This is a genomic window from Pseudomonas sp. CIP-10, from assembly GCF_020911845.1.
GTDB lineage: Bacteria > Pseudomonadota > Gammaproteobacteria > Pseudomonadales > Pseudomonadaceae > Aquipseudomonas > Aquipseudomonas alloputida.
In genome coordinates this window covers 1095013-1114257 of record NZ_CP087160.1, presented here as the reverse complement: position 1 = coordinate 1114257, position 19245 = coordinate 1095013, and the positions used below count along the sequence as shown (strand labels likewise).

Below are 19245 nucleotides of genomic sequence, written 5' to 3'. Positions count from 1 at the left end.
TTTCCCTTGGAGATCCTCATGGCGCTTGAACGCTGCGACGTGGAAAAGATCGCCCATCTGGCCCGCCTGGGCCTGAATGATGGCGAACTGCCACGCATTACCGACGCCCTGAACAGCATTCTCGGCCTGGTCGACCAGATGCAAGCGGTCGATACCACTGGCATCGAGCCCCTGGCCCACCCGCTGGAGGCCAGCCAGCGCCTGCGTCCTGACCAAGTCACCGAAAGCAACCAGCGCGATGCCTACCAGGCCATCGCGCCGTCGACCGAAAGCGGTCTGTACCTGGTTCCCAAAGTCATCGAGTAAGGGATAGAGCCTGCCATGCATCAATTGACCCTGGCCGAGATCGCCCGCGGACTCGCCGACAAATCGTTTTCTTCCGAAGAGCTGACCGGCGCCCTGCTGGCGCGCATCAAACAGCTCGACCCGCAGATCAACAGCTTCATCAGCATCACCGACGACCTGGCCCTGGCTCAGGCGCGTGCCGCCGATGCCCGTCGCGCCGCTGGCGAAACCGGCGTGCTGCTGGGTGCACCGATCGCCCACAAAGACCTGTTCTGCACCAACGGCGTACGCACCAGCTGCGGCTCGAAGATGCTCGACAACTTCAAGGCGCCCTATGACGCCACCGTGGTCGCCAAGCTGGCCGAAGCCGGCATGGTCACCCTGGGCAAGACCAACATGGACGAGTTCGCCATGGGTTCGGCCAACGAATCCAGCCATTACGGCGCGGTGAAGAACCCGTGGAACCTCGAGCACGTTCCGGGCGGGTCGTCCGGTGGTTCGGCCGCTGCTGTGGCCGCGCGCCTGCTGCCCGCCACCACGGGCACCGACACCGGCGGCTCGATCCGCCAGCCAGCGGCACTGACCAACCTCACCGGCCTCAAGCCGACGTACGGTCGTGTGTCGCGCTGGGGCATGATCGCCTACGCCTCCAGCCTCGACCAGGGCGGCCCACTGGCCCGCACCGCCGAGGACTGCGCGCTGCTGCTGCAAGGTATGGCCGGTTTCGACGCCAAGGACTCCACCAGCATCGAAGAACCGGTGCCGGACTACAGCGCCAGCCTGAACGCTTCGCTGCAGGGCCTGCGTATCGGCCTGCCGAAAGAGTACTTCGGTGCCGGTCTAGACCCACGCATCGCCGACCTGGTCCAGGCCAGCGTCAAAGAGCTGGAAAAGCTCGGCGCAGTGGTCAAGGAAATCAGCCTGCCGAACATGCAGCATGCCATTCCGGCCTACTACGTGATCGCCCCGGCTGAAGCCTCTTCCAACCTGTCGCGTTTCGACGGCGTACGCTTCGGCTACCGCTGTGAAGAGCCCAAAGACCTCACCGACCTGTACAAGCGCTCACGCGGCGAAGGGTTCGGCGTTGAAGTACAGCGCCGCATCATGGTCGGTACCTACGCCCTGTCGGCCGGCTACTACGACGCCTATTACGTGAAGGCGCAGCAAATCCGCCGCCTGATCAAGAACGACTTCATGGCCGCCTTCAACGATGTCGACCTGATTCTCGGCCCGACCACGCCAAACCCGGCCTGGAAGCTTGGCGCCAAGAGCAGCGACCCGGTTGCCGCCTATCTCGAAGACGTCTACACCATCACCGCCAACCTGGCGGGCCTGCCTGGCCTGTCGATGCCTGCGGGCTTCGTCGACGGCCTGCCGGTCGGCGTGCAACTGCTGGCGCCCTACTTCCAGGAAGGCCGCCTGCTCAACGTCGCGCACCGCTACCAACAGGTGACCGACTGGCATACCCGCGCCCCCAACGGCTTCTGAGGAATTCACACATGCAATGGGAAGTTGTGATCGGGCTGGAAATCCACACTCAGCTCGCCACCCAGTCGAAGATCTTCTCCGGCAGCGCTACCACCTTTGGCTCCGAGCCGAATACTCAGGCCAGCCTGGTTGACTTGGGCATGCCCGGCGTACTGCCGGTGCTGAACGAGGAGGCCGTGCGCATGGCGTGCATGTTCGGCCTGGCCATCGATGCCGAGATCGGCAAGCGCAACGTGTTCGCACGCAAGAACTACTTCTACCCCGACCTGCCCAAGGGCTACCAGATCAGCCAGATGGACCTGCCGATCGTCGGCAAGGGCCACCTGGACATCGCGCTGGAAGACGGCACCATCAAGCGCATCGGCGTAACCCGCGCGCACCTGGAAGAAGACGCCGGAAAGAGCCTGCACGAAGACTTCAGCGGCTCCACCGGTATCGACCTGAACCGTGCCGGCACCCCGCTGCTGGAAATCGTCTCCGAGCCTGACATGCGCAGCGCCAAGGAAGCCGTGGCTTACGTCAAGGCAATCCACGCGCTGGTGCGCTACCTGGGCATCTGCGACGGCAACATGGCCGAAGGTTCGCTGCGCTGCGACTGCAACGTATCGATCCGCCCGAAAGGCCAGACCGAGTTCGGCACTCGCTGCGAAATCAAGAACGTCAACTCGTTCCGTTTCATCGAGCGCGCGATCAACAGCGAAATCCAGCGCCAGATCGACCTGATCGAAGACGGTGGCAAAGTCGTGCAGGAAACACGCCTGTACGACCCGAACAAGGACGAAACCCGCTCCATGCGCAGCAAAGAGGAAGCTAACGACTACCGTTACTTCCCCGACCCCGACCTGCTGCCGGTGGTCATCGAGGACAGCTTCCTCGAAACCATTCGCGCCGGCCTGCCGGAGCTGCCGCCACAGAAGGTCGAGCGCTTCCAGACTCAGTACGGTCTGTCGGCCTACGACGCCAACGTGTTGGCTTCCAGCCGCGAACAGGCTGACTACTTCGAAGAAGTGGTGAAGATCGGTGGTGATGCCAAGCTGGCGGCCAACTGGGTCATGGTCGAACTGGGTAGCCTGCTGAACAAGCTGGGCGTCGAAATCGATCAGGCGCCGGTCAGCGCTGCGCAACTGGGCGGCATGCTGCTGCGCATTCGTGACAACACCATCAGCGGCAAGATTGCCAAGACCGTGTTCGAGGCCATGGCCGCCGGTGAAGGCGATGCCGACAGCATCATCGAGAGCAAAGGCCTGAAACAGGTTACCGACACGGGTGCGATCGACAAGATGCTCGACGAAATGCTGGCAGCCAATGCCGAGCAGGTCGAACAATATCGCGCAGCCGATGAGGCCAAGCGCGGCAAGATGTTCGGCTTCTTCGTCGGTCAGGCCATGAAAGCCTCCAAAGGCAAGGCCAACCCGGGGCAGGTGAACCAATTGCTCAAGGCCAAGCTCGAAGGGTGATGGTTTTACCCCTGTAATGCTGCGAGGGCTTCGCCCTCGTTCGCGGCTGAAGCCGCTCCTACACAAGCCAGCGTTTTCCCTGTAGGAGTGGGTTTACCCGCGAATGGTCGCACCGGAGAGCACCTGACTTGCTAAAACGTTCCCTCGGCACCCTCGCCCTGTTTTCTTTCCTGGCCGGCTGCGCCAGCCATGACATCGACCCGCGCGGCTACGACCAGACGGGCACCGCTTCCTACTACGGCTCGCGCCACCATGGCAAACGCACCGCCAGTGGCGAACCGTTCAACCAGCACGGCCTCACCGCCGCGCACCGCAGCCTGCCCTTCGGCACACGTGTACGTGTGACCAACATGGCCAACCAGCGCAGTGTGGTGGTACGCATCAACGACCGTGGCCCGCACACCCGCGGCCGCCTGATCGACCTGTCTCGCGCAGCAGCAGAAAAAATCGGTATGCTCCGTAGCGGAACAGCGCGCGTGCGCGTACAAGGGCTTAGCGACTGACGCGACAGGAGTCCGACCATTTTCGACCTGGCCACCCTCCCCACTTTTAGCCTGCTGCAAATGGGCGTTGCCCTGTTGTTGCTGATCGGTGGCGCCGAGCTATTGGTGCGCTCCGCCTTGCGCCTGGCGCAACGCCTGCACGTTCGCCCGCTGATCATAGGCCTGAGCCTGGTGGCCTTCGGCAGTACCGCGCCACAATTGACCGTAAGCCTGCAGGCTGCCTACCAAGGCGCGCCGGATGTGGCAGTAGGCAGCGTGATCGGCAGCAACATCTTCAACGTGCTGGTCATTCTCGGCCTGGCCGCGCTGATCATCCCGCTACGGGTGTCTCGTCAGCTGGTGCGCCTGGATCTTCCCTTGATGATCGTCGCCAGCGGGCTGGTGTATGCACTGTCCGCCAATGCCCACCTGGGTAGGGTTGAAGGGGCACTGCTATTGCTGGGGCTGGCCGGTTACCTGGCAATGCTCTGGCATCAGTCGCGCCATTACGCACGCACCTACCCGGCCCCGGACGCCGCCAGGTCCGGTGCCGGGCGCTTCTGGGCAGGTACGCTGCTGCAGATACTGGTCGGCCTTGGCCTGCTGAGCCTGGCGGGCCACTTGCTACTGGAAGCTGCCATCGAGGTGGCCACCGACCTGGGCCTGTCCGAGCGTATTATCGGCCTGACAGTCGTCGCCATCTGCACCTCCATGCCGGAACTGGCCGCTGCGCTGATCGCCGCCTTGCGTGGCGAACGGGAGATCGCCGTGGGCGCGGTGATCGGCAGCAACCTGTTCAACCTGCTGGCCGTACTGGGCCTGACCGCACTGATCACCCCGGAACCCCTGTCGATCTCGCCTAACGCGCTGTCTTTCGATCTGCCTGTAATGCTCGGCGTTGCTGTCCTGAGCCTGCCAGTGTTCTATTCCGGTTACCGCATCACTCGCGCCGAAGGCCTGGTGTTTCTTTGCCTGTACCTGGCCTACGGCCTTCATGTGGCGGCTTTTACCATGGGTATGCCGCTGGCTGGCCGCCTGGAGCGATTGATGCTGTTCTATGTACTGCCGGTGCTCGCTGCGGTGTTGCTGTACACCACTGTGCGTGCCTGGCGGAGGCAGCATTGAGGGGCATGGAAGGGGCACGCGTCAGGGCCGCCAGACGCATGCCTTCAGGCTTTCATCGCCTGTGAGATCGAGCGCCGCGCGGGCGGCGCTCGATCTCACAGGCGCCGAAAACCTAACGGCATGCCCCTTACGAACAAACCCGATCAGCCCTTGGCCTGGCGAGCCTTCTTCAGCTTGAAGGCCACCCACAGCACAGCGATCCATGCCGGGATCAGCATTACCGAGATGCGAATCGGCGGCGTCAGGTACATCACCACCAGGATCAGCACGATGAACGCCAGGCACAGGTAGTTGGTCAGTGGGTGCCCCAGGCTTTTGTAGAAGGGGGTGATCCCGGCGGCCAGCTTGGCCTTGCGGAATTTGAGGTGGGTAATGCTGATGCTCGCCCAGTTGATCACCAACGCGGACACTGCCAACGCCATCAGCAAGCCAAAGGCCCCGCCCGGCATCAGGTAATTGATCAGCACGCACAGGCCGGTCGCAAAGGCCGACACGGCCAGCGCAGTCAGCGGTACGCCGCTACGGCTCACCTTCAGCAACTGACGCGGCGCATCGCCCTGGCTGGCCAGGCCGAACAGCATACGGCTATTGGCGTACACACAGCTGTTGTACACCGAGAGCGCAGCCGTCAGCACCACGATATTGAGGATGGTCGCCACCAGGTCGCTGTCCAGTTCGTGGAAGATCATCACGAACGGGCTGCCGCCCTGCACCACCTTCTGCCACGGGTACAGCGACAACAGCACTGCCAAGGCACCGATGTAGAAAATCAGGATGCGGTACACCACCTGGTTGGTGGCCTTGGGGATGCTCTCGCGCGGGTTGTCAGCCTCGGCAGCCGTGATGCCGACCAACTCCAGGCCACCGAACGAGAACATGATCACCGCCAGGGCCATTACCAGACCCGTGACGCCGTTAGGGAAGAAGCCGCCGTACTGCCACAGGTTGGCCACGCTGGCATCCGGGCCACCATGACCGCTGCCCAGCAACCAGGCACCAAAGCCGATCATGCTGACGATGGCTACTACCTTGACCAGGGCGAACCAGAACTCCATCTCGCCATAGACCTTTACCTGGGTCAGGTTGATCAGGTTGATCACCACGAAGAAGATCGCCGCCGTGGCCCAGGTGGGGAAGTCCGGCCACCAGTACTGCACGTAGATACCGACTGCCGTCAGCTCGGCCATGCCGACCAGCACGTACACCACCCAGTAATTCCAGCCTGAGACAAAGCCGGCGAACTCGCTCCAGTATTGGTGGGCGAAGTGGCTGAAGCTGCCGGCAACCGGCTCTTCCACCACCATTTCGCCCAGCTGGCGCATGATCAGGAAGGCCATCAGGCCGGCGATGGCGTAGCCCAGCAACACGGAGGGGCCGGCCAACTGGATGGTCTGGGCAATGCCCAGGAACAACCCGGTACCGATGGCCCCGCCCAGCGCGATCAGCTGGATATGGCGATTCTTCAGCCCGCGCTGTAACCGCTCGGGCGTGCTCTGGTCTTGCATGAAGTGTCCTTTAGCTCAGTGAGGCAGTGTTGTTGCTGTTATTTGCAGTCAAGGATCTAGATCCATCCGCCCCACTGCAAGATGAAAATACCAATGTTGGTGGTGATCGCCGCCATTAGCGTGGTAATCACGATGATCGACGCGGCCAGTTCATGATTGCCGTTGGCCGCCCGCGCCATCACGTAGCTGGCCGCAGCGGTCGGGCTGCCTATGTACAGGAACAGGATGCCCAGCTCCGCCCCGCGAAACCCGCACAACCAGGCCCCAAGGGTGCCGAGCAGCGGCAGCCAGAGCATTTTCACGAGGCTGGCATCGATGGCCAGCCGGCCACAGTTACGCAGCGCTGCCAGCGACAGCGTGCCACCGATACAGATCAGCGCCAGCGGCAGGGTCATCTGTGCCAGGTAGTCGCCTGAGGTCAGCAGCCAGTTGGGCAATGGCACCTGGCCGTAAGCCATCGGCGCGGCCACCAGCACGCTGATGATCAGCGGGTTGCTGAAAATGCTCTTGCAGATGCTCCACGGGTCGGACTTGAGGTCCGGGCTGTACACCGCCAGAACCACCGCTGACAGCGAGTTGTACATGAGGATGACCAGGCCTGCGAGTACTGCCCCCAGGGAAATGCCATAGTCACCGTACAGGCTGGCGGCCAGGGCCAGGCCGATCACACCGTTGTTGCCGCGGAAGGCGCCCTGGGTATAGATGCCTCGGTCGGCCATCGGGCTGCGCCAGATGGCCATGCCCCAGGCAAGGGCGAAACCGGCCAGGGTGGCGACGATGAAATACAGGATGACACCGGGCTTGACCGCTGCGGCCAGGTCGGCGTGGTAGATGCCGAGGAAGAGCAGCGCCGGCATGCAGACGTTGAATACCAGCTGCGAGGCGACGCGGTTGAAGTTGTCGTCGATCAAGTGAATGCGTTTGAGCAGGACGCCCATGAACAGCATGGCGAAAACCGGTGCCGTGATGTTCAGGGTCTGGATAAGAAGGGCGAGCATGCGCAAGCGATCCTGGAGGGGTTGCCGTCAGGCGGCCAATGATACGTCAACGGCTGGGATTTGCGGGGATCAAGCGCGATAAAAGGACATGTCTTTCAGGTTTTCTGCTGCCAGTACCGGCCGCTTTGCACCTAACCCCGCCCCCACAGGTACCACGCCGCGGCTCATCGGTTCACACAAACCTGTCAGCCATTCATGACAATCCCGCAGCAACCCACGCCTTGTTCAGCCGCTTCTCCCGTGCCGACGCCGCCAGCGCCATCACCCCTTGGTCACGCTGCCAGATGTGCGCCCAATGCCCCGGCCCTGTCGCCAACGCCGCATCGATCTCCCCCCGCAACGCCTGGAACTGTGCAAACAACCCGCCCAGCAACAAGTGACAACCCATGCTATCGGCACACTGCCGGCTACCCTCGGCGCAGCCGGCCAACAGCCCAAGCAACTGCAGGCGAAGCCCCTGCGGCCAGGCGCACTCCTGCCCAACGCCATACAACCAAGCGGTCAGCGCCGTGAGCACATACAAATCCTCCAGCGAACGGAACGGCTTCACGTAGGCCTCCCAGCCGTCACCGGCCAGCAACTCGCACGATGCCTGCTCCAGCAGCAGTCGGCCGTGCCCGACTTCCGGCATCAGCGGCAGGGTCGGCAATGGCTCCAGTGTCACCCCAGGCTCCCCGGGGTAAACCACCGCCAGGCTCAATTGCGGCGCCGCGCCAGCCGCTTCGCTACGCGCTGCCACCAGCAACCACTCCGCCTCCAGGCCTGCGGTAACGAAGTCTTTGCAGCCCGACAGCCGCAGAGCGTCCAGCCGTGTGTGCATGTCTGCCGGCCGCACGCTGCGCCGCTCGGTGGCACACAAGGCGCCAAGGCTGTGCGGCGCACTGGGCCACAGCACGCGAAGGGCAGCCTGGTAACCCACCAGGAAGGCCAGGCCCGGGGTGGCCATTGCACGCCCACCCAGTACCGCCAATTCGAACGGGGCAACCGGGCCGAGGCGCTCAAGCAGCGCGGCGTAGGTTTCGCCCAGGGTGCCTGTCGGCGCGAGGCGAAGCGGATCGTTGAGTCGTTGCAACCAGGCCATGGAACAGCTCCTTGCTGGGGGGCTTTCAGTTAAGGCTCAGGGTGTGTCACGCAAGCATCACCAAACATTCACAGGGGTGACACTGGGTCTACCTAGGCTGACTTTGCACAACAAAGCCGACCGGCCGCAACCCTTCTTGGCTGGCTTATGGAGACTCGTAATGACTCGGATCGCTACCGCTGGCGACTACAGCACTGAACGCCGTCTGCAAGCCGAACGCCTGGTTGGCGCCGCGGCGCTGCAAGAAGCCCAGGCTCTGCGCTATACCGTATTCAGCGCAGAATTCAAGGCCAAGCTCAAAGGTGCCGAGCAGGGCCTGGACATGGACGACTACGACGTGCACTGCCGCCACATTGGTGTACGCGATCTGAGCACCGGCGAACTGGTTGCCACCACCCGCCTGCTCGATCACCAGGCCGCCAGCAGCCTGGGCCGTTTCTACAGCGAAGAAGAATTCAGCCTGCACGGCCTGTTGCAGCTGCAAGGCCCGATCCTCGAACTGGGCCGTACCTGCGTCGCCCCCGACTACCGCAACGGCGGTACCATCGCCGTGCTCTGGGGCGAACTGGCCGAGGTGCTCAACGAGGGTCGCTACAGCTATCTGATGGGCTGCGCCAGTATCCCCATGCAGGACGGCGGCGTGCAGGCCCATGCAGTGATGCAGCGCCTGCGTGAACGTTACCTGTGCACCGAACACTTGCGTGCCGAGCCGAAGAACCCGCTGCCGAAACTGGCCCTGCCCAATAACGTCATTGCCGAAATGCCCCCGCTGCTCAAGGCCTATATGCGCCTGGGCGCGAAGATTTGCGGCGAGCCATGCTGGGACGAGGATTTCCAGGTGGCAGACGTGTTCATCCTGCTCAAACGCGACGAGCTGTGCCCACGCTACGCCCGCCACTTCAAGGCGGCGGTCTGATGCCGAAGTTGCGGGTACTGGCCCGCCTCATCCGACTGCTGCTGGTGCTGGCGCAAGGCATGCTGATGGCCAGCATTATCGCCTTGGGCGAACGCTTGGGCTTCAAGGCGCCGATCGAACGGCGCCAGCGCTGGACCTGCCTGTTCATGAAGCGCCTGGTCGCCGCCCTGCCCTTCGACGTGAAGGTAGTTGGCGAACTTCCACAGCGACCGATGCTATGGGTCAGCAACCATGTTTCCTGGACCGACATCCCCCTGCTTGGCATGCTCACGCCGCTGTCTTTCCTGTCCAAGGCCGAAGTGCGCCACTGGCCGGTGGCCGGCTGGCTGGCGGAAAAGGCCGGCACGCTGTTCATTCGCCGTGGTGGTGGCGACAGTCAGCGCCTGCGCGAACAGATCGCCGGGCAACTGGGGCTGGCCCGCCCGCTGCTGATATTCCCCGAAGGCACCACTACCAGCGGCCGCACGTTGCGCACCTTTCATGGCCGCCTGCTGGCAGGTGCCATCGACCGTGGCGTGGCAGTGCAGCCAGTCGCTATCCAGTACCTGCGTGATGGCCAGATCGACCCGGTAGCGCCGTTCATTGGTGAGGACGACCTGGTGTCGCACCTGATGCGCCTGTTCGCCCTGCCGCGGGGCGAGGTGTGCATCCACCTCCTGCAGCCAATAGGTAGCGTGGGCAAGGAACGTGCGGTGCTGGCATTGCAGGCACAGCAGGCGATTCACCTGGCGCTGTTTGGGGTTGAAGACGTAGAGATGGCGCCACGTCGACAGGCGCGGGCTGCCTGAATGCGTGTACTGCCTGTTCTGGCCCTTTCGCGGGTGAACCCGCTCCTACACCGAGCGCATTGCCCGTAGGAGCGGGTTTACCCGCGAAGGGGCCAGTATCACCCACACACCTCTAACTGTCAGACATCCGCCCTCCCGCCGCAAACGCCTGCAGCTGCGGGTAGAACTCGCGAAAATCCGCCAGCAGCGGCTCATACAGTCGCTCCAGTTCCACCATCACCCCGGCCATCCCCTCAGGCCGTGACAAGCGCCGGGCAATGCCGTTGAACACCTGCCCCAGCGTGTCGAAATCGCCATACGCCCCTAGCCAGTCATCCGCTGCCATGAACGGCGCAATCCGCGCCAGCCGCCCAGGCAGCTCGGGCTCTGCCAGCAATACCCGATAAAACGCGCCAGTGAACTGCTCCAGCGGCTGATCGGCGTAGTTGCCCCAGTGCCGTGCCAGGCAATGGTCGAAAAACACATCCAGGACGATGCCGGCAAAGCGCCGCCGCTCGCGCGGAAAACGTGCCAGAGCCGCCAGCACCACCGGATGCTGGTCAGTGTAACTGTCGATATGCCGGTGCAGCCGGATGGCCGCCTCCAGCGCAGGCGGAAAGCGCCCTTCCAAGGAGCCTTTGACAAAGTCGCCATACAGGCTGCCAAGCAGTTGTTGCGGCGCCGGGCCGCCCAGGTGCAAGTGTGCGAGGTAGTTCATGAGCGCAGTCTAGCATCGCCACCCAGCATATCGTTATAACGCGATATATCGATTCGCGCTCAGCTCAGAACGCCTTCGTATTTGTATATCGGAATTCAGCGAATTATATTTCGGCCTATCGCGATATACCGCTACAACGAGCCTCAAACCATGCCACTCGATCTCGACGAAATCATAAAAGCACTGGCCCACCCGGTCAGGCGAGAAATTCTCAGCTGGCTGAAAGACCCGGCAACCCAGTTTCCGGACCAGTACCACAGCACCGAAAACGGTGTGTGTGCGGGGCAAATCGACCAACGCTGCGGCCTGTCGCAGTCGACCGTCTCTGCCCACCTGGCCACGTTGCAGCGCGCCGGGCTGATCAGCAGCCAGAAGATTGGCCAATGGCACTTCTTCAAACGCGACGAAGCCACCATCCAGGCGTTCCTCGAACAACTGCGCCAAGCACTTTGACAAGGCAGGTAACCACAATGACCACGCTTTTCGATCCGATCAAACTGGGCGACCTGCAACTGCCCAACCGTATCATCATGGCCCCGCTCACCCGCTGCCGTGCCGATGAAGGCCGTGTGCCCAATGCGCTGATGGCCGAATACTACGTACAACGTGCCAGCGCCGGGCTGATCCTCAGCGAGGCCACTTCGGTCAGCCCGATGGGCGTCGGCTACCCAGATACCCCCGGCATCTGGAACGATGAACAGGTACGTGGCTGGAACAATGTGACAAAGGCCGTACATGCCGCGGGCGGTCGCATCTTCCTGCAGCTGTGGCACGTGGGTCGTATCTCCCACCCCAGCTATCTGAATGGCGAACTGCCTGTGGCCCCCAGCGCGATCCAGCCCAAGGGCCATGTGAGCCTGGTGCGCCCGCTGAGTGACTACCCTACCCCGCGGGCGCTGGAAACCGAAGAAATCAACGACATCGTCGAGGCCTACCGCAGTGGTGCCGAAAATGCCAAGGCTGCCGGTTTCGATGGTGTGGAGATCCATGGCGCCAACGGTTACCTGCTCGACCAATTCCTGCAAAGCAGCACCAACCAGCGCACCGACCGTTACGGTGGCTCGCTGGAAAACCGCGCGCGCCTGCTGCTGGAGGTGACCGATGCGGCCATTGAAGTGTGGGGCGCGCAGCGCGTAGGTGTGCACCTGGCACCGCGAGCCGACGCCCATGACATGGGCGACGCCGACCGCGCCGAGACCTTCACCTATGTGGCCCGAGCGCTGGGCAAGCGCGGCATCGCCTTCATCTGCTCGCGGGAGCGGGAAGCCGACGACAGCATCGGGCCGCTGATCAAAGAGGCATTCGGTGGCCCGTACATCGTCAACGAGCGGTTCGACAAGGCCAGTGCTAATGCGGCCCTGGCCAGTGGCAAAGCGGATGCCGTGGCGTTTGGTGTGCCGTTCATCGCCAACCCCGACCTGCCAGCACGGCTGGCAGCGGATGCGCCGTTGAATGAGGCGCGGCCTGAGACTTTCTATGGCAAGGGGCCGGTGGGGTACATCGATTACCCGCGGTTGTAATCAAGATTGCCGGGGCGCAGCTCAATCGGCGTACACCGTACATAGTGGGAGCGGCCTTGTGTCGCGATAGGAGGGCAACGCCCTCCCCTGCGGCGTCACGGCCGAGCGTTGATCTGTTGCTGCAGGTTCTGAATCTGGCTTTGCAGCGTATTCAGGTTACGCGTCATCTGCGCACGGAAGGCATCGAACTCCTGCACCGAAGCACCACTGGATGACGCCGCGGCCGGGCGGTTGTCGACCTGGCTCTTCAACACCAGCATGTCCTGCTGCAGGCTCTGAATCTCAGCGCTCGGGTTGCCCTGTTTCTTCAAGGCCGCCACCTCGCTACCCAAACTCTTGAGCTGGCCGTCCAGCTGGCCGCCATCCACCTGTGAGGCTTTCAGCGCGGCAACCTGCTCGCTCAGGCTCTTGAACTGGGCATCCAGCTTGCCACCATCGACCTGGCCCGAACGCAGCGCCGCCAACTCGCCATTCACCAGCTTCAGTTGCGCCTGCAACTGGCTTTGCAGCTCGGTCACAGCCTTCTGCTGTTCTCGGGTATCGGCCAGCACCTGCTCCAGACGCTTGCCCAGGTCGCCGGTCTGCCCGGCAACACCCTGCTGCAACTGGCGCAGCTGTAGCTTCAATGCCTCACTGCTGGTAGTGGCGCCAGACTCACTGGCCGCCACCTTGCCACTGATCGCCTGAAGGCGGCCAGCCGCCTCTTCACTGATGCGGGCAAAGCTTTCCTGGGTCGCCACCAGTTGCTGCTCCATTAGCGAGATCTGCTGAAAGCTCCACCAACCCAGGCCCGCCAACGCGATGAACGCGGCACCGATCAACGCCCACAACGGCGCCGTGCTAGCCCCGCGGGCGGCTTTCTGGCGGCTGCGCATCACATGCGCCGGCATCAGTTCGTCATCATCAACGGTGCCCGCCCGCAAGGCAGGCACGTCATCAAAGTCATCGTGAGCATGGTTACGCATGGATACATTCAACCGCGGTAGTCACAAAGAGGCACGAGTATAAACCGCCAGCGCGGCGCATTGATGACCATTGTCAGCCGGGCGGCAAATGCTTCCACCAGCCGCAGAATTCATCCAGCGCCGTCCACAGGCTGACCTTGGGTTGGTAGTCCAGGTACTGCCGGGCACGGCTGATATCCAGGGTGAAATCACGGCTCATCACCTGCATCCCCAGGCGCGACAAGGTCGGTTGCGGGCGCCCTGGCCATAACATGCAGGCCGCCTCGTTGAGCGCGGCCAGGCTGTAGGCAAGGCCATAGGAACGGTAGCGGGTCACCTGGGGAAGCTGCATCTGGCGCATCACGTAGTTGACCACGTCCCACAGCGGCAGTGGCTGGCCGTTGCTTATGTTGTAGGCCTGGCCCAGCGCCCGGTCATCAGCGAACAATGCACTTAGCAGCGCCTCGTTGAGGTTGTGCACACTGGTGAAATCGACCTTGTTCAGGCCGTTGCCGATGATCGCCACACGCCCTTTGCGCTGCATCTGCATCAGCCGCGGGAAGATACTGGCATCGCCCGCACCGGTAACGAAGCGCGGACGCAGCGCCAGCACTTCCAGGCCGAACTCCTGGGCACCGAACACTTTCTGCTCGGCCAGGTACTTGGTTTGCCCATAGTGATCGTGGAAGCGACGCGGTACCTGGTCTTCACGGACGTCCAGACGCGAACGGCCATTGAAGTAAATCGACGGCGAAGACAGATGCACCAGGCGCCGTACGTGCTCTTTCAGGCAGCCCTCGACCACGTTCTCGGTCACCACCACGTTGCCTTGGTAGAAATCCTGATAGCGCCCCCAGTTACCGACCGCGCCAGCGCAATGCACCACGGCTTCGACACCCTGGCACAAACGCCGGGCCAGCTCGGCGTCACCCAGATCACCCGGGATGAACTGTGCGCCACGCTTGACCAGATGCTCGACCCCTTCGGCACGGCGGCCGCTGACGCGCACGTCCAGGCCTTGCTCCAGGGCGAAACGCGCAAAACGCCCGCCAATGAAGCCACTCGCGCCGGTGACCAGAATTCGCATGTAACACTCCGTCTTGCCAGATTTCAGATGCAACTGACGCCAGCCACGGCTACAAGGGCACCAGCCAATGCTGTGCGGTGTGCCGCAGGTGGTCGGTCAGTTGCGCGAGCAATTGCCCGCCATTGCGCCAATGATGCCAGTACAGCGGCACATCGATAGGGGTATCGCGGCAGATTTCCACCAATTGCCCACTGGCCAGTTGCTCCCGGGCCTGCAGTTCGGGCACCAGGCCCCATCCCAACCCGGCCTCGGTCATGCGCAGGAAGCCTTCGGACGAAGGGCACAGGTGGTGCAGGAAACCACCCTCTATGCCCAGCGATGCCAGGTAGCGATGCTGCAGGAAATCGTCCGGGCCGTACACGATCGCTGGCGTACGGGCCAGGCGGCTGGCGACAAAACCTTGGGGGAAGTGCCGCGCCATGAACACGGGACTGGCCAATGCCCGGTAGCGCATGGCCCCCAGTGGCAAACTGCGTGCGCCGGCTACCGGCCGCTCGCTCCCACACAGGCAGGCCGCCACTTCGCCGGCACGCATGCGTTTCAGGCCCACTTCCTGGTCCTCAACCACCAGGTCGGTCAGCACGTTCTGTTGTGCGCAGAAGTTGCCCACCGCGCCGGCCCACCAGGTGGCCAGGCTATCGGCGTTGAGGGCGATACGCAGGCGCTCCGGCATGCCCTCTTCATCCAGCGCCGGTACCTGGCGCTGCAGGTCGCGTTCAAGCAGGCGCACCTGCTGCACATGGTTGAGTAGCTGCCGGCCGACTTCGGTCGTGCCGGGCGGCGAGGCACGTACCAACACGGGCTGACCGACCCGCGCCTCAAGCAACTTGATGCGCTGGGAAATGGCCGATTGCGACAAGCCCAGCACCTGCGCCGCACGCTCGAAACCGCCTTGTTCGATCACGGCCGCGAGGGCAGCCAGCAGTTTGTAGTCGAACATCGATTTTCCTAATGGGTGATCAGCTTTATTTGTTTTTCTTATACAGCGCCGAACATCACAATGGCCAGCATCTTCCGTGACCCTTTTTGGAGAGCCCTGCCATGTGGCAAAGCTATCTCAATGGCATGCTAGTGGCCTTCGGCCTGATCATGGCCATCGGCGCCCAGAACGCCTTCGTCCTCGCCCAGAGCCTGCGCCGTGAGCATCACCTGCCGGTGGCAGCGCTGTGCATCGTCTGTGACGCCATCCTCGTGGCCGCCGGGGTATTCGGCCTGGCCACCGTGCTGGCACACAACCCGACCTTGCTGGCAATCGCCCGCTGGGGCGGCGCAGTGTTCCTGATCTGGTACGGCGCCAAGGCGCTGCGCAGTGCCTGCTCCAAGCAGAGCCTGCAGCACCAGCAAGGCCAGGGCGTTCGCTCACGTCGCGCCGTACTGCTCAGCGCCCTGGCGGTGACCCTGCTGAACCCGCACGTGTACCTCGATACGGTGTTGCTGATCGGCTCGCTGGGCGCCCAACAGTCCGCCCCTGGCGCCTACGTGGCCGGTGCGGCCAGCGCTTCGCTGCTGTGGTTCTCGACCCTGGCCATTGGCGCGGCGTGGCTGGCACCGTGGCTGGCGCGGCCTGCGACCTGGCGCATGCTCGACCTGATGGTGGCGGTGATGATGTTCGCGGTGGCGGCACAATTGATCTTCAACTGACCTCGGGGCTTGGTGCGGCATATTCATCGCCTGCCAGATCGAGCGACGCTCGCCCTCACTGGCAACACCAACGCAACGGCGAGCCACTGGTCGGTACAGCCCAACCCCTCCGGAACCTCTATTCCCTATGTTTGTTGCGTGGTTATGCGCCGGGCCCGGTGCTATGATCCAGCCCTTGCGTCGCAAAGAGTACAGACTCGCCGACGCTTATCGGGCCGCCCGTGATCGGCCTTGCGCAAACCGCAAACAGACCTGAATCAGGAGATCCACCATGGCTTTTGAATTGCCGCCGCTGCCGTACGCCCATGATGCCCTGCAGCCGCACATCTCCAAGGAAACCCTGGAGTATCACCACGACAAGCACCACAACACCTATGTCGTGAACCTGAACAACCTGGTCCCAGGCACCGAATTCGAAGGCAAGACCCTGGAAGAGATCGTCAAGAGCTCTTCGGGCGGCATCTTCAACAACGCCGCTCAAGTCTGGAACCACACCTTCTACTGGAACTGCCTGTCGCCAAACGGCGGCGGCCAGCCTACCGGTGCACTGGCTGACGCCATCAACGCCGCTTTCGGTTCCTTCGACAAGTTCAAGGAAGAGTTCACCAAGACTTCGGTTGGCACCTTCGGTTCCGGCTGGGGCTGGCTGGTGAAGAAAGCTGACGGTTCCCTGGCCCTGGCCAGCACCATCGGCGCCGGCTGCCCACTGACCAGCGGCGACACCCCGCTGCTGACCTGCGACGTCTGGGAACACGCCTACTACATCGACTACCGCAACCTGCGTCCGAAGTACGTCGAGGCGTTCTGGAACCTGGTCAACTGGGCCTTCGTTGCCGAGCAGTTCGAAGGCAAGACCTTCAAGGCCTGAGTCATTCGGCCTTGAACGAGAAACCCGGCCATGTGCCGGGTTTTTTTGTGCCTGTGTTGCCGCAAACAGGCTGGCACGGTTTTGCTTGCTCAGCCCGCATAGCGCGCTAACATCAAACCTCTGGAAGATTGATACAGCGCATTCAAGTTGCGGGGTCAGGCAACCGATACACTGCTCATGATCGGCCGGTAGTGTATCGTCATCGTTGATGGCAAAATGATGCCATGCGCATGGATTAAGGAAACCCCATTGAAGCTGGAATTGCGGAACAGCTTGTCGGTCAAGTTGCTCAGGGTCGTGCTGCTGTCGGCGTTGGCGGTTGGCGTCGTGCTCAGCTGTGCGCAAATCGTCTATGACACCTACAAGACCCGCCAGGCCGTGGACAACGATGCCCAGCGCATCCTCGACATGTTCCGCGATCCCTCGACCCAGGCGGTTTACAGCCTCGACCGTGAAATGGGCATGCAGGTCATGGAAGGCCTGTTCCAGGACGAATCAGTGCGCATGGCCTCCATTGGCCACCCCAACGAAACCATGCTGGCAGAAAAGTCCCGCCCGCTGCAGGACATGTCCATGCGCTGGCTCACCGACCTCATCCTCGGCCAGGAGCGCACCTACACCACACAACTGGTCGGCCGTGGCCCTTACAGCGAATACTACGGCGACCTCAGCATTACCCTCGATACCTCCTCCTACGGCAAAGATTTCCTGATCAACGCGGTGATCATCTTCATATCCGGCGTGCTGCGGGCCATGGCCATGGGCCTGGTGCTTTACCTGGTCTACCACTGGCTGCTGACCAAACCGCTGTCGAAGATCATCGAGCACCTCACCCAGATCAACCCTGACCGCCCCAGCCAGCACCAGATACCGCTGCTCAAGGGCCACGAGAAAAACGAACTGGGCCTGTGGGTGAACACCGCCAACCAGTTGCTGGCCTCGATCGAGCGCAACACCCATCTGCGCCATGAGGCGGAAAACAGCCTGCAGCGCATGGCCCAGTACGACTTCCTCACCGGCCTGCCCAACCGCCAGCAACTGCAGCAGCAACTGGACAAGATCCTCGTCGACGGCGGCCGTCTGCAGCACCGTGTGGCAGTGCTGTGCGTTGGCCTGGACGACTTCAAGGGTATCAACGAACAGTTCAGCTACCAGGTCGGTGACCAGTTGCTGCTGGCCCTGGCCGATCGACTACGCGCCCACAGCGGCCGCCTGGGCGCTCTGGCGCGGCTGGGCGGCGACCAGTTCGCCCTGGTACAGGCCAATATCGAGCAGCCCTACGAGGCTGCCGAACTGGCGCAAAGCATCCTTGATGACCTGGAAGTACCGTTCGACCTCGACCACGAGCAAATCCGCCTGCGCGCGACCATCGGCATCACCCTGTTCCCCGAAGACGGTGACAGCACCGAAAAACTGCTGCAGAAAGCCGAACAGACCATGACCCTGGCCAAGGCCCGCTCGCGCAACCGCTACCAGTTCTATATCGCCAGCGTCGACAGCGAGATGCGTCGCCGTCGCGAACTGGAAAAGGACCTGCGTGAAGCCCTGCCCCGCAACCAGCTTTACCTGGTGTATCAGCCACAGATCAGCTACCGCGACCACCGGGTAGTTGGCGTAGAGGCCCTGCTGCGCTGGCAGCACCCGGAACTGGGCATGGTGCCACCCGACCAGTTCATCCCCCTGGCCGAGCAGAACGGCAGCATCATCAGCATCGGCGAATGGGTGCTTGACCAGGCCTGCCGGCAACTGCGCGAATGGCACGACCAAGGCTTCAGCGACCTGCGCATGGCGGTCAACCTGTCTACCGTGCAACTGCACCACAGCGAGCTGCCACGGGTGGTCAACAACCTGCTGCAAGCCTATCGCCTACCACCGCGCAGCCTGGAACTGGAAGTCACCGAAACCGGCCTGATGGAAGACATCAGCACCGCCGCCCAGCACCTGTTGAGCCTGCGCCGCTCCGGGGCGCTGATTGCCATCGACGACTTCGGCACCGGCTACTCGTCCCTCAGCTACCTGAAGTCGCTGCCACTGGACAAGATCAAGATCGACAAGAGCTTCGTTCAGGACCTGCTCGACGATGATGACGACGCCACCATCGTTCGCGCCATCATCCAGCTGGGCAAGAGCCTGGGGATGCAGGTCATCGCCGAGGGCGTGGAGACGGCCGAGCAGGAAACCTACATCGTTGCCCAGGGTTGCCACGAGGGCCAGGGCTACCACTACAGCAAGCCCCTTTCGGCCCGTGAACTGACCCACTTCCTCAAACAAGCGCAACGCAACCGGGTTTCGGTGTCCTGAGGCCACCTGCCCGGTTACAGGCCGTGCCCCTGATTTACATGAATTGCGCGCCCGCCCCTTTA

The 19245-nt window shown here is 62.7% G+C and carries 19 protein-coding genes; 12 read left to right on the top strand and 7 right to left on the bottom strand.

Annotation, left to right across the window (positions count from 1 at the left end; genetic code table 11):
- Positions 1-18 precede the first annotated feature (18 nt).
- From gatC to LMH93_RS04990, 5 genes are all read left to right on the top strand, one after another.
- Positions 19-306 (top strand): Asp-tRNA(Asn)/Glu-tRNA(Gln) amidotransferase subunit GatC, encoded by a 288-nt coding sequence (gatC, locus tag LMH93_RS05010; RefSeq protein ID WP_003255165.1) that lies wholly within the window; start codon positions 19-21, stop codon positions 304-306.
- A 15-nt stretch (positions 307-321) separates the two neighbouring features.
- Entirely contained in the window at positions 322-1773 is a 1452-nt protein-coding gene (gene gatA, locus LMH93_RS05005) for an Asp-tRNA(Asn)/Glu-tRNA(Gln) amidotransferase subunit GatA (protein ID WP_003255167.1), read from the top strand.
- 11 nt (positions 1774-1784) lie between these two features.
- Positions 1785-3230, top strand: coding sequence for an Asp-tRNA(Asn)/Glu-tRNA(Gln) amidotransferase subunit GatB (gatB, locus tag LMH93_RS05000; RefSeq protein WP_003255169.1), 1446 nt, complete (start codon positions 1785-1787; stop codon positions 3228-3230).
- A 128-nt stretch (positions 3231-3358) separates the two neighbouring features.
- Positions 3359-3733: a septal ring lytic transglycosylase RlpA family protein gene (locus tag LMH93_RS04995; RefSeq protein ID WP_003255170.1), complete on the top strand. Its 375-nt coding sequence runs from the start codon at positions 3359-3361 to the stop codon at positions 3731-3733.
- 60 nt (positions 3734-3793) lie between these two features.
- On the top strand, positions 3794-4837 hold the full coding sequence (locus tag LMH93_RS04990; protein ID WP_060538293.1) for a calcium/sodium antiporter: 1044 nt from the start codon (positions 3794-3796) through the stop codon (positions 4835-4837).
- 143 nt (positions 4838-4980) lie between these two features.
- Here the strand turns inward: LMH93_RS04990 and LMH93_RS04985 are convergent, their stop codons facing one another.
- The 3 genes from LMH93_RS04985 to LMH93_RS04975 form a co-directional block, all read right to left on the bottom strand.
- A complete protein-coding gene (locus LMH93_RS04985; RefSeq protein ID WP_003255172.1) occupies positions 4981-6342 on the bottom strand; it encodes an amino acid permease in 1362 nt (453 codons plus the stop codon).
- Between the two features lie 56 nt (positions 6343-6398).
- The gene (locus LMH93_RS04980; RefSeq protein ID WP_003255173.1) at positions 6399-7340 is read right to left on the bottom strand and encodes an AEC family transporter; all 942 of its coding nucleotides are present in this window, start codon (positions 7338-7340) and stop codon (positions 6399-6401) included.
- A 193-nt stretch (positions 7341-7533) separates the two neighbouring features.
- The gene (locus LMH93_RS04975; protein WP_230064877.1) at positions 7534-8421 is read right to left on the bottom strand and encodes an acyl-CoA dehydrogenase family protein; all 888 of its coding nucleotides are present in this window, start codon (positions 8419-8421) and stop codon (positions 7534-7536) included.
- A gap of 160 nt (positions 8422-8581) precedes the next feature.
- On the opposite strand from LMH93_RS04975, the gene olsB reads away from it, so the two are divergent.
- Positions 8582-9337 carry an L-ornithine N(alpha)-acyltransferase gene (gene olsB, locus LMH93_RS04970; protein ID WP_003255175.1) on the top strand — a complete coding sequence of 252 codons (756 nt, stop codon included), beginning with the start codon at positions 8582-8584 and terminating at the stop codon, positions 9335-9337.
- On the top strand, positions 9337-10125 hold the full coding sequence (locus LMH93_RS04965; protein WP_003255176.1) for a lysophospholipid acyltransferase family protein: 789 nt from the start codon (positions 9337-9339) through the stop codon (positions 10123-10125). Before olsB ends, LMH93_RS04965 begins: the two co-directional genes overlap by 1 nt.
- Positions 10126-10237: 112 nt before the next feature.
- Here LMH93_RS04965 and LMH93_RS04960 read toward each other — a convergent pair whose 3' ends face one another.
- Positions 10238-10822, bottom strand: a complete 585-nt coding sequence (locus LMH93_RS04960; RefSeq protein ID WP_003255177.1) for an acyl carrier protein phosphodiesterase — start codon at positions 10820-10822, stop codon at positions 10238-10240.
- A gap of 150 nt (positions 10823-10972) precedes the next feature.
- Here LMH93_RS04960 and LMH93_RS04955 point away from each other — a divergent pair, with 150 nt between their 5' ends.
- Complete coding sequence (locus tag LMH93_RS04955) at positions 10973-11275, top strand: ArsR/SmtB family transcription factor (protein WP_003255178.1); 303 nt, start codon at positions 10973-10975, stop codon at positions 11273-11275.
- Between the two features lie 17 nt (positions 11276-11292).
- Positions 11293-12342, top strand: coding sequence for an alkene reductase (locus tag LMH93_RS04950; protein ID WP_003255179.1), 1050 nt, complete (start codon positions 11293-11295; stop codon positions 12340-12342).
- A gap of 95 nt (positions 12343-12437) precedes the next feature.
- Here LMH93_RS04950 and LMH93_RS04945 read toward each other — a convergent pair whose 3' ends face one another.
- From LMH93_RS04945 to LMH93_RS04935, 3 genes are all read right to left on the bottom strand, one after another.
- Positions 12438-13307 carry a hypothetical protein gene (locus LMH93_RS04945; RefSeq protein WP_003255181.1) on the bottom strand — a complete coding sequence of 290 codons (870 nt, stop codon included), beginning with the start codon at positions 13305-13307 and terminating at the stop codon, positions 12438-12440.
- A gap of 73 nt (positions 13308-13380) precedes the next feature.
- The gene (locus tag LMH93_RS04940) at positions 13381-14373 is read right to left on the bottom strand and encodes an NAD-dependent epimerase/dehydratase family protein (protein WP_003255182.1); all 993 of its coding nucleotides are present in this window, start codon (positions 14371-14373) and stop codon (positions 13381-13383) included.
- Between the two features lie 49 nt (positions 14374-14422).
- Positions 14423-15313: a LysR family transcriptional regulator ArgP gene (locus tag LMH93_RS04935; RefSeq protein WP_003255184.1), complete on the bottom strand. Its 891-nt coding sequence runs from the start codon at positions 15311-15313 to the stop codon at positions 14423-14425.
- Between the two features lie 101 nt (positions 15314-15414).
- On the opposite strand from LMH93_RS04935, the gene LMH93_RS04930 reads away from it, so the two are divergent.
- The 3 genes from LMH93_RS04930 to LMH93_RS04920 all read left to right on the top strand — a co-directional run bounded on the left by LMH93_RS04930 (position 15415) and on the right by LMH93_RS04920 (position 19183).
- Positions 15415-16014: a LysE/ArgO family amino acid transporter gene (locus LMH93_RS04930; RefSeq protein ID WP_003255185.1), complete on the top strand. Its 600-nt coding sequence runs from the start codon at positions 15415-15417 to the stop codon at positions 16012-16014.
- Positions 16015-16285: 271 nt separating this feature from the next.
- Positions 16286-16882, top strand: a complete 597-nt coding sequence (locus LMH93_RS04925) for a superoxide dismutase (RefSeq protein ID WP_003255187.1) — start codon at positions 16286-16288, stop codon at positions 16880-16882.
- A 249-nt stretch (positions 16883-17131) separates the two neighbouring features.
- Complete coding sequence (locus tag LMH93_RS04920; RefSeq protein WP_003255193.1) at positions 17132-19183, top strand: putative bifunctional diguanylate cyclase/phosphodiesterase; 2052 nt, start codon at positions 17132-17134, stop codon at positions 19181-19183.
- Positions 19184-19245: the final 62 nt, after the last annotated feature.

Excerpts from the sequence above, each read along its gene's own strand:
- olsB (WP_003255175.1), top strand. The coding sequence starts at position 8,582 with ATGACTCGGATCGCTACCGCTGGCGACTACAGCACTGAACGCCGTCTG.
- LMH93_RS04985 (WP_003255172.1), bottom strand. The coding sequence starts at position 6,342 with ATGCAAGACCAGAGCACGCCCGAGCGGTTACAGCGCGGGCTGAAGAAT.
- LMH93_RS04960 (WP_003255177.1), bottom strand. The coding sequence starts at position 10,822 with ATGAACTACCTCGCACACTTGCACCTGGGCGGCCCGGCGCCGCAACAA.
- LMH93_RS04950 (WP_003255179.1), top strand. The coding sequence starts at position 11,293 with ATGACCACGCTTTTCGATCCGATCAAACTGGGCGACCTGCAACTGCCC.
- LMH93_RS04940 (WP_003255182.1), bottom strand. The coding sequence starts at position 14,373 with ATGCGAATTCTGGTCACCGGCGCGAGTGGCTTCATTGGCGGGCGTTTT.
- gatA (WP_003255167.1), top strand. The coding sequence starts at position 322 with ATGCATCAATTGACCCTGGCCGAGATCGCCCGCGGACTCGCCGACAAA.
- LMH93_RS04980 (WP_003255173.1), bottom strand. The coding sequence starts at position 7,340 with ATGCTCGCCCTTCTTATCCAGACCCTGAACATCACGGCACCGGTTTTC.
- LMH93_RS04965 (WP_003255176.1), top strand. The coding sequence starts at position 9,337 with ATGCCGAAGTTGCGGGTACTGGCCCGCCTCATCCGACTGCTGCTGGTG.
- LMH93_RS04925 (WP_003255187.1), top strand. The coding sequence starts at position 16,286 with ATGGCTTTTGAATTGCCGCCGCTGCCGTACGCCCATGATGCCCTGCAG.
- LMH93_RS04975 (WP_230064877.1), bottom strand. The coding sequence starts at position 8,421 with ATGGCCTGGTTGCAACGACTCAACGATCCGCTTCGCCTCGCGCCGACA.
- LMH93_RS04930 (WP_003255185.1), top strand. The coding sequence starts at position 15,415 with ATGTGGCAAAGCTATCTCAATGGCATGCTAGTGGCCTTCGGCCTGATC.
- LMH93_RS04945 (WP_003255181.1), bottom strand. The coding sequence starts at position 13,307 with ATGCGTAACCATGCTCACGATGACTTTGATGACGTGCCTGCCTTGCGG.
- gatC (WP_003255165.1), top strand. The coding sequence starts at position 19 with ATGGCGCTTGAACGCTGCGACGTGGAAAAGATCGCCCATCTGGCCCGC.
- gatB (WP_003255169.1), top strand. The coding sequence starts at position 1,785 with ATGCAATGGGAAGTTGTGATCGGGCTGGAAATCCACACTCAGCTCGCC.
- LMH93_RS04935 (WP_003255184.1), bottom strand. The coding sequence starts at position 15,313 with ATGTTCGACTACAAACTGCTGGCTGCCCTCGCGGCCGTGATCGAACAA.
- LMH93_RS04990 (WP_060538293.1), top strand. The coding sequence starts at position 3,794 with ATGGGCGTTGCCCTGTTGTTGCTGATCGGTGGCGCCGAGCTATTGGTG.
- LMH93_RS04955 (WP_003255178.1), top strand. The coding sequence starts at position 10,973 with ATGCCACTCGATCTCGACGAAATCATAAAAGCACTGGCCCACCCGGTC.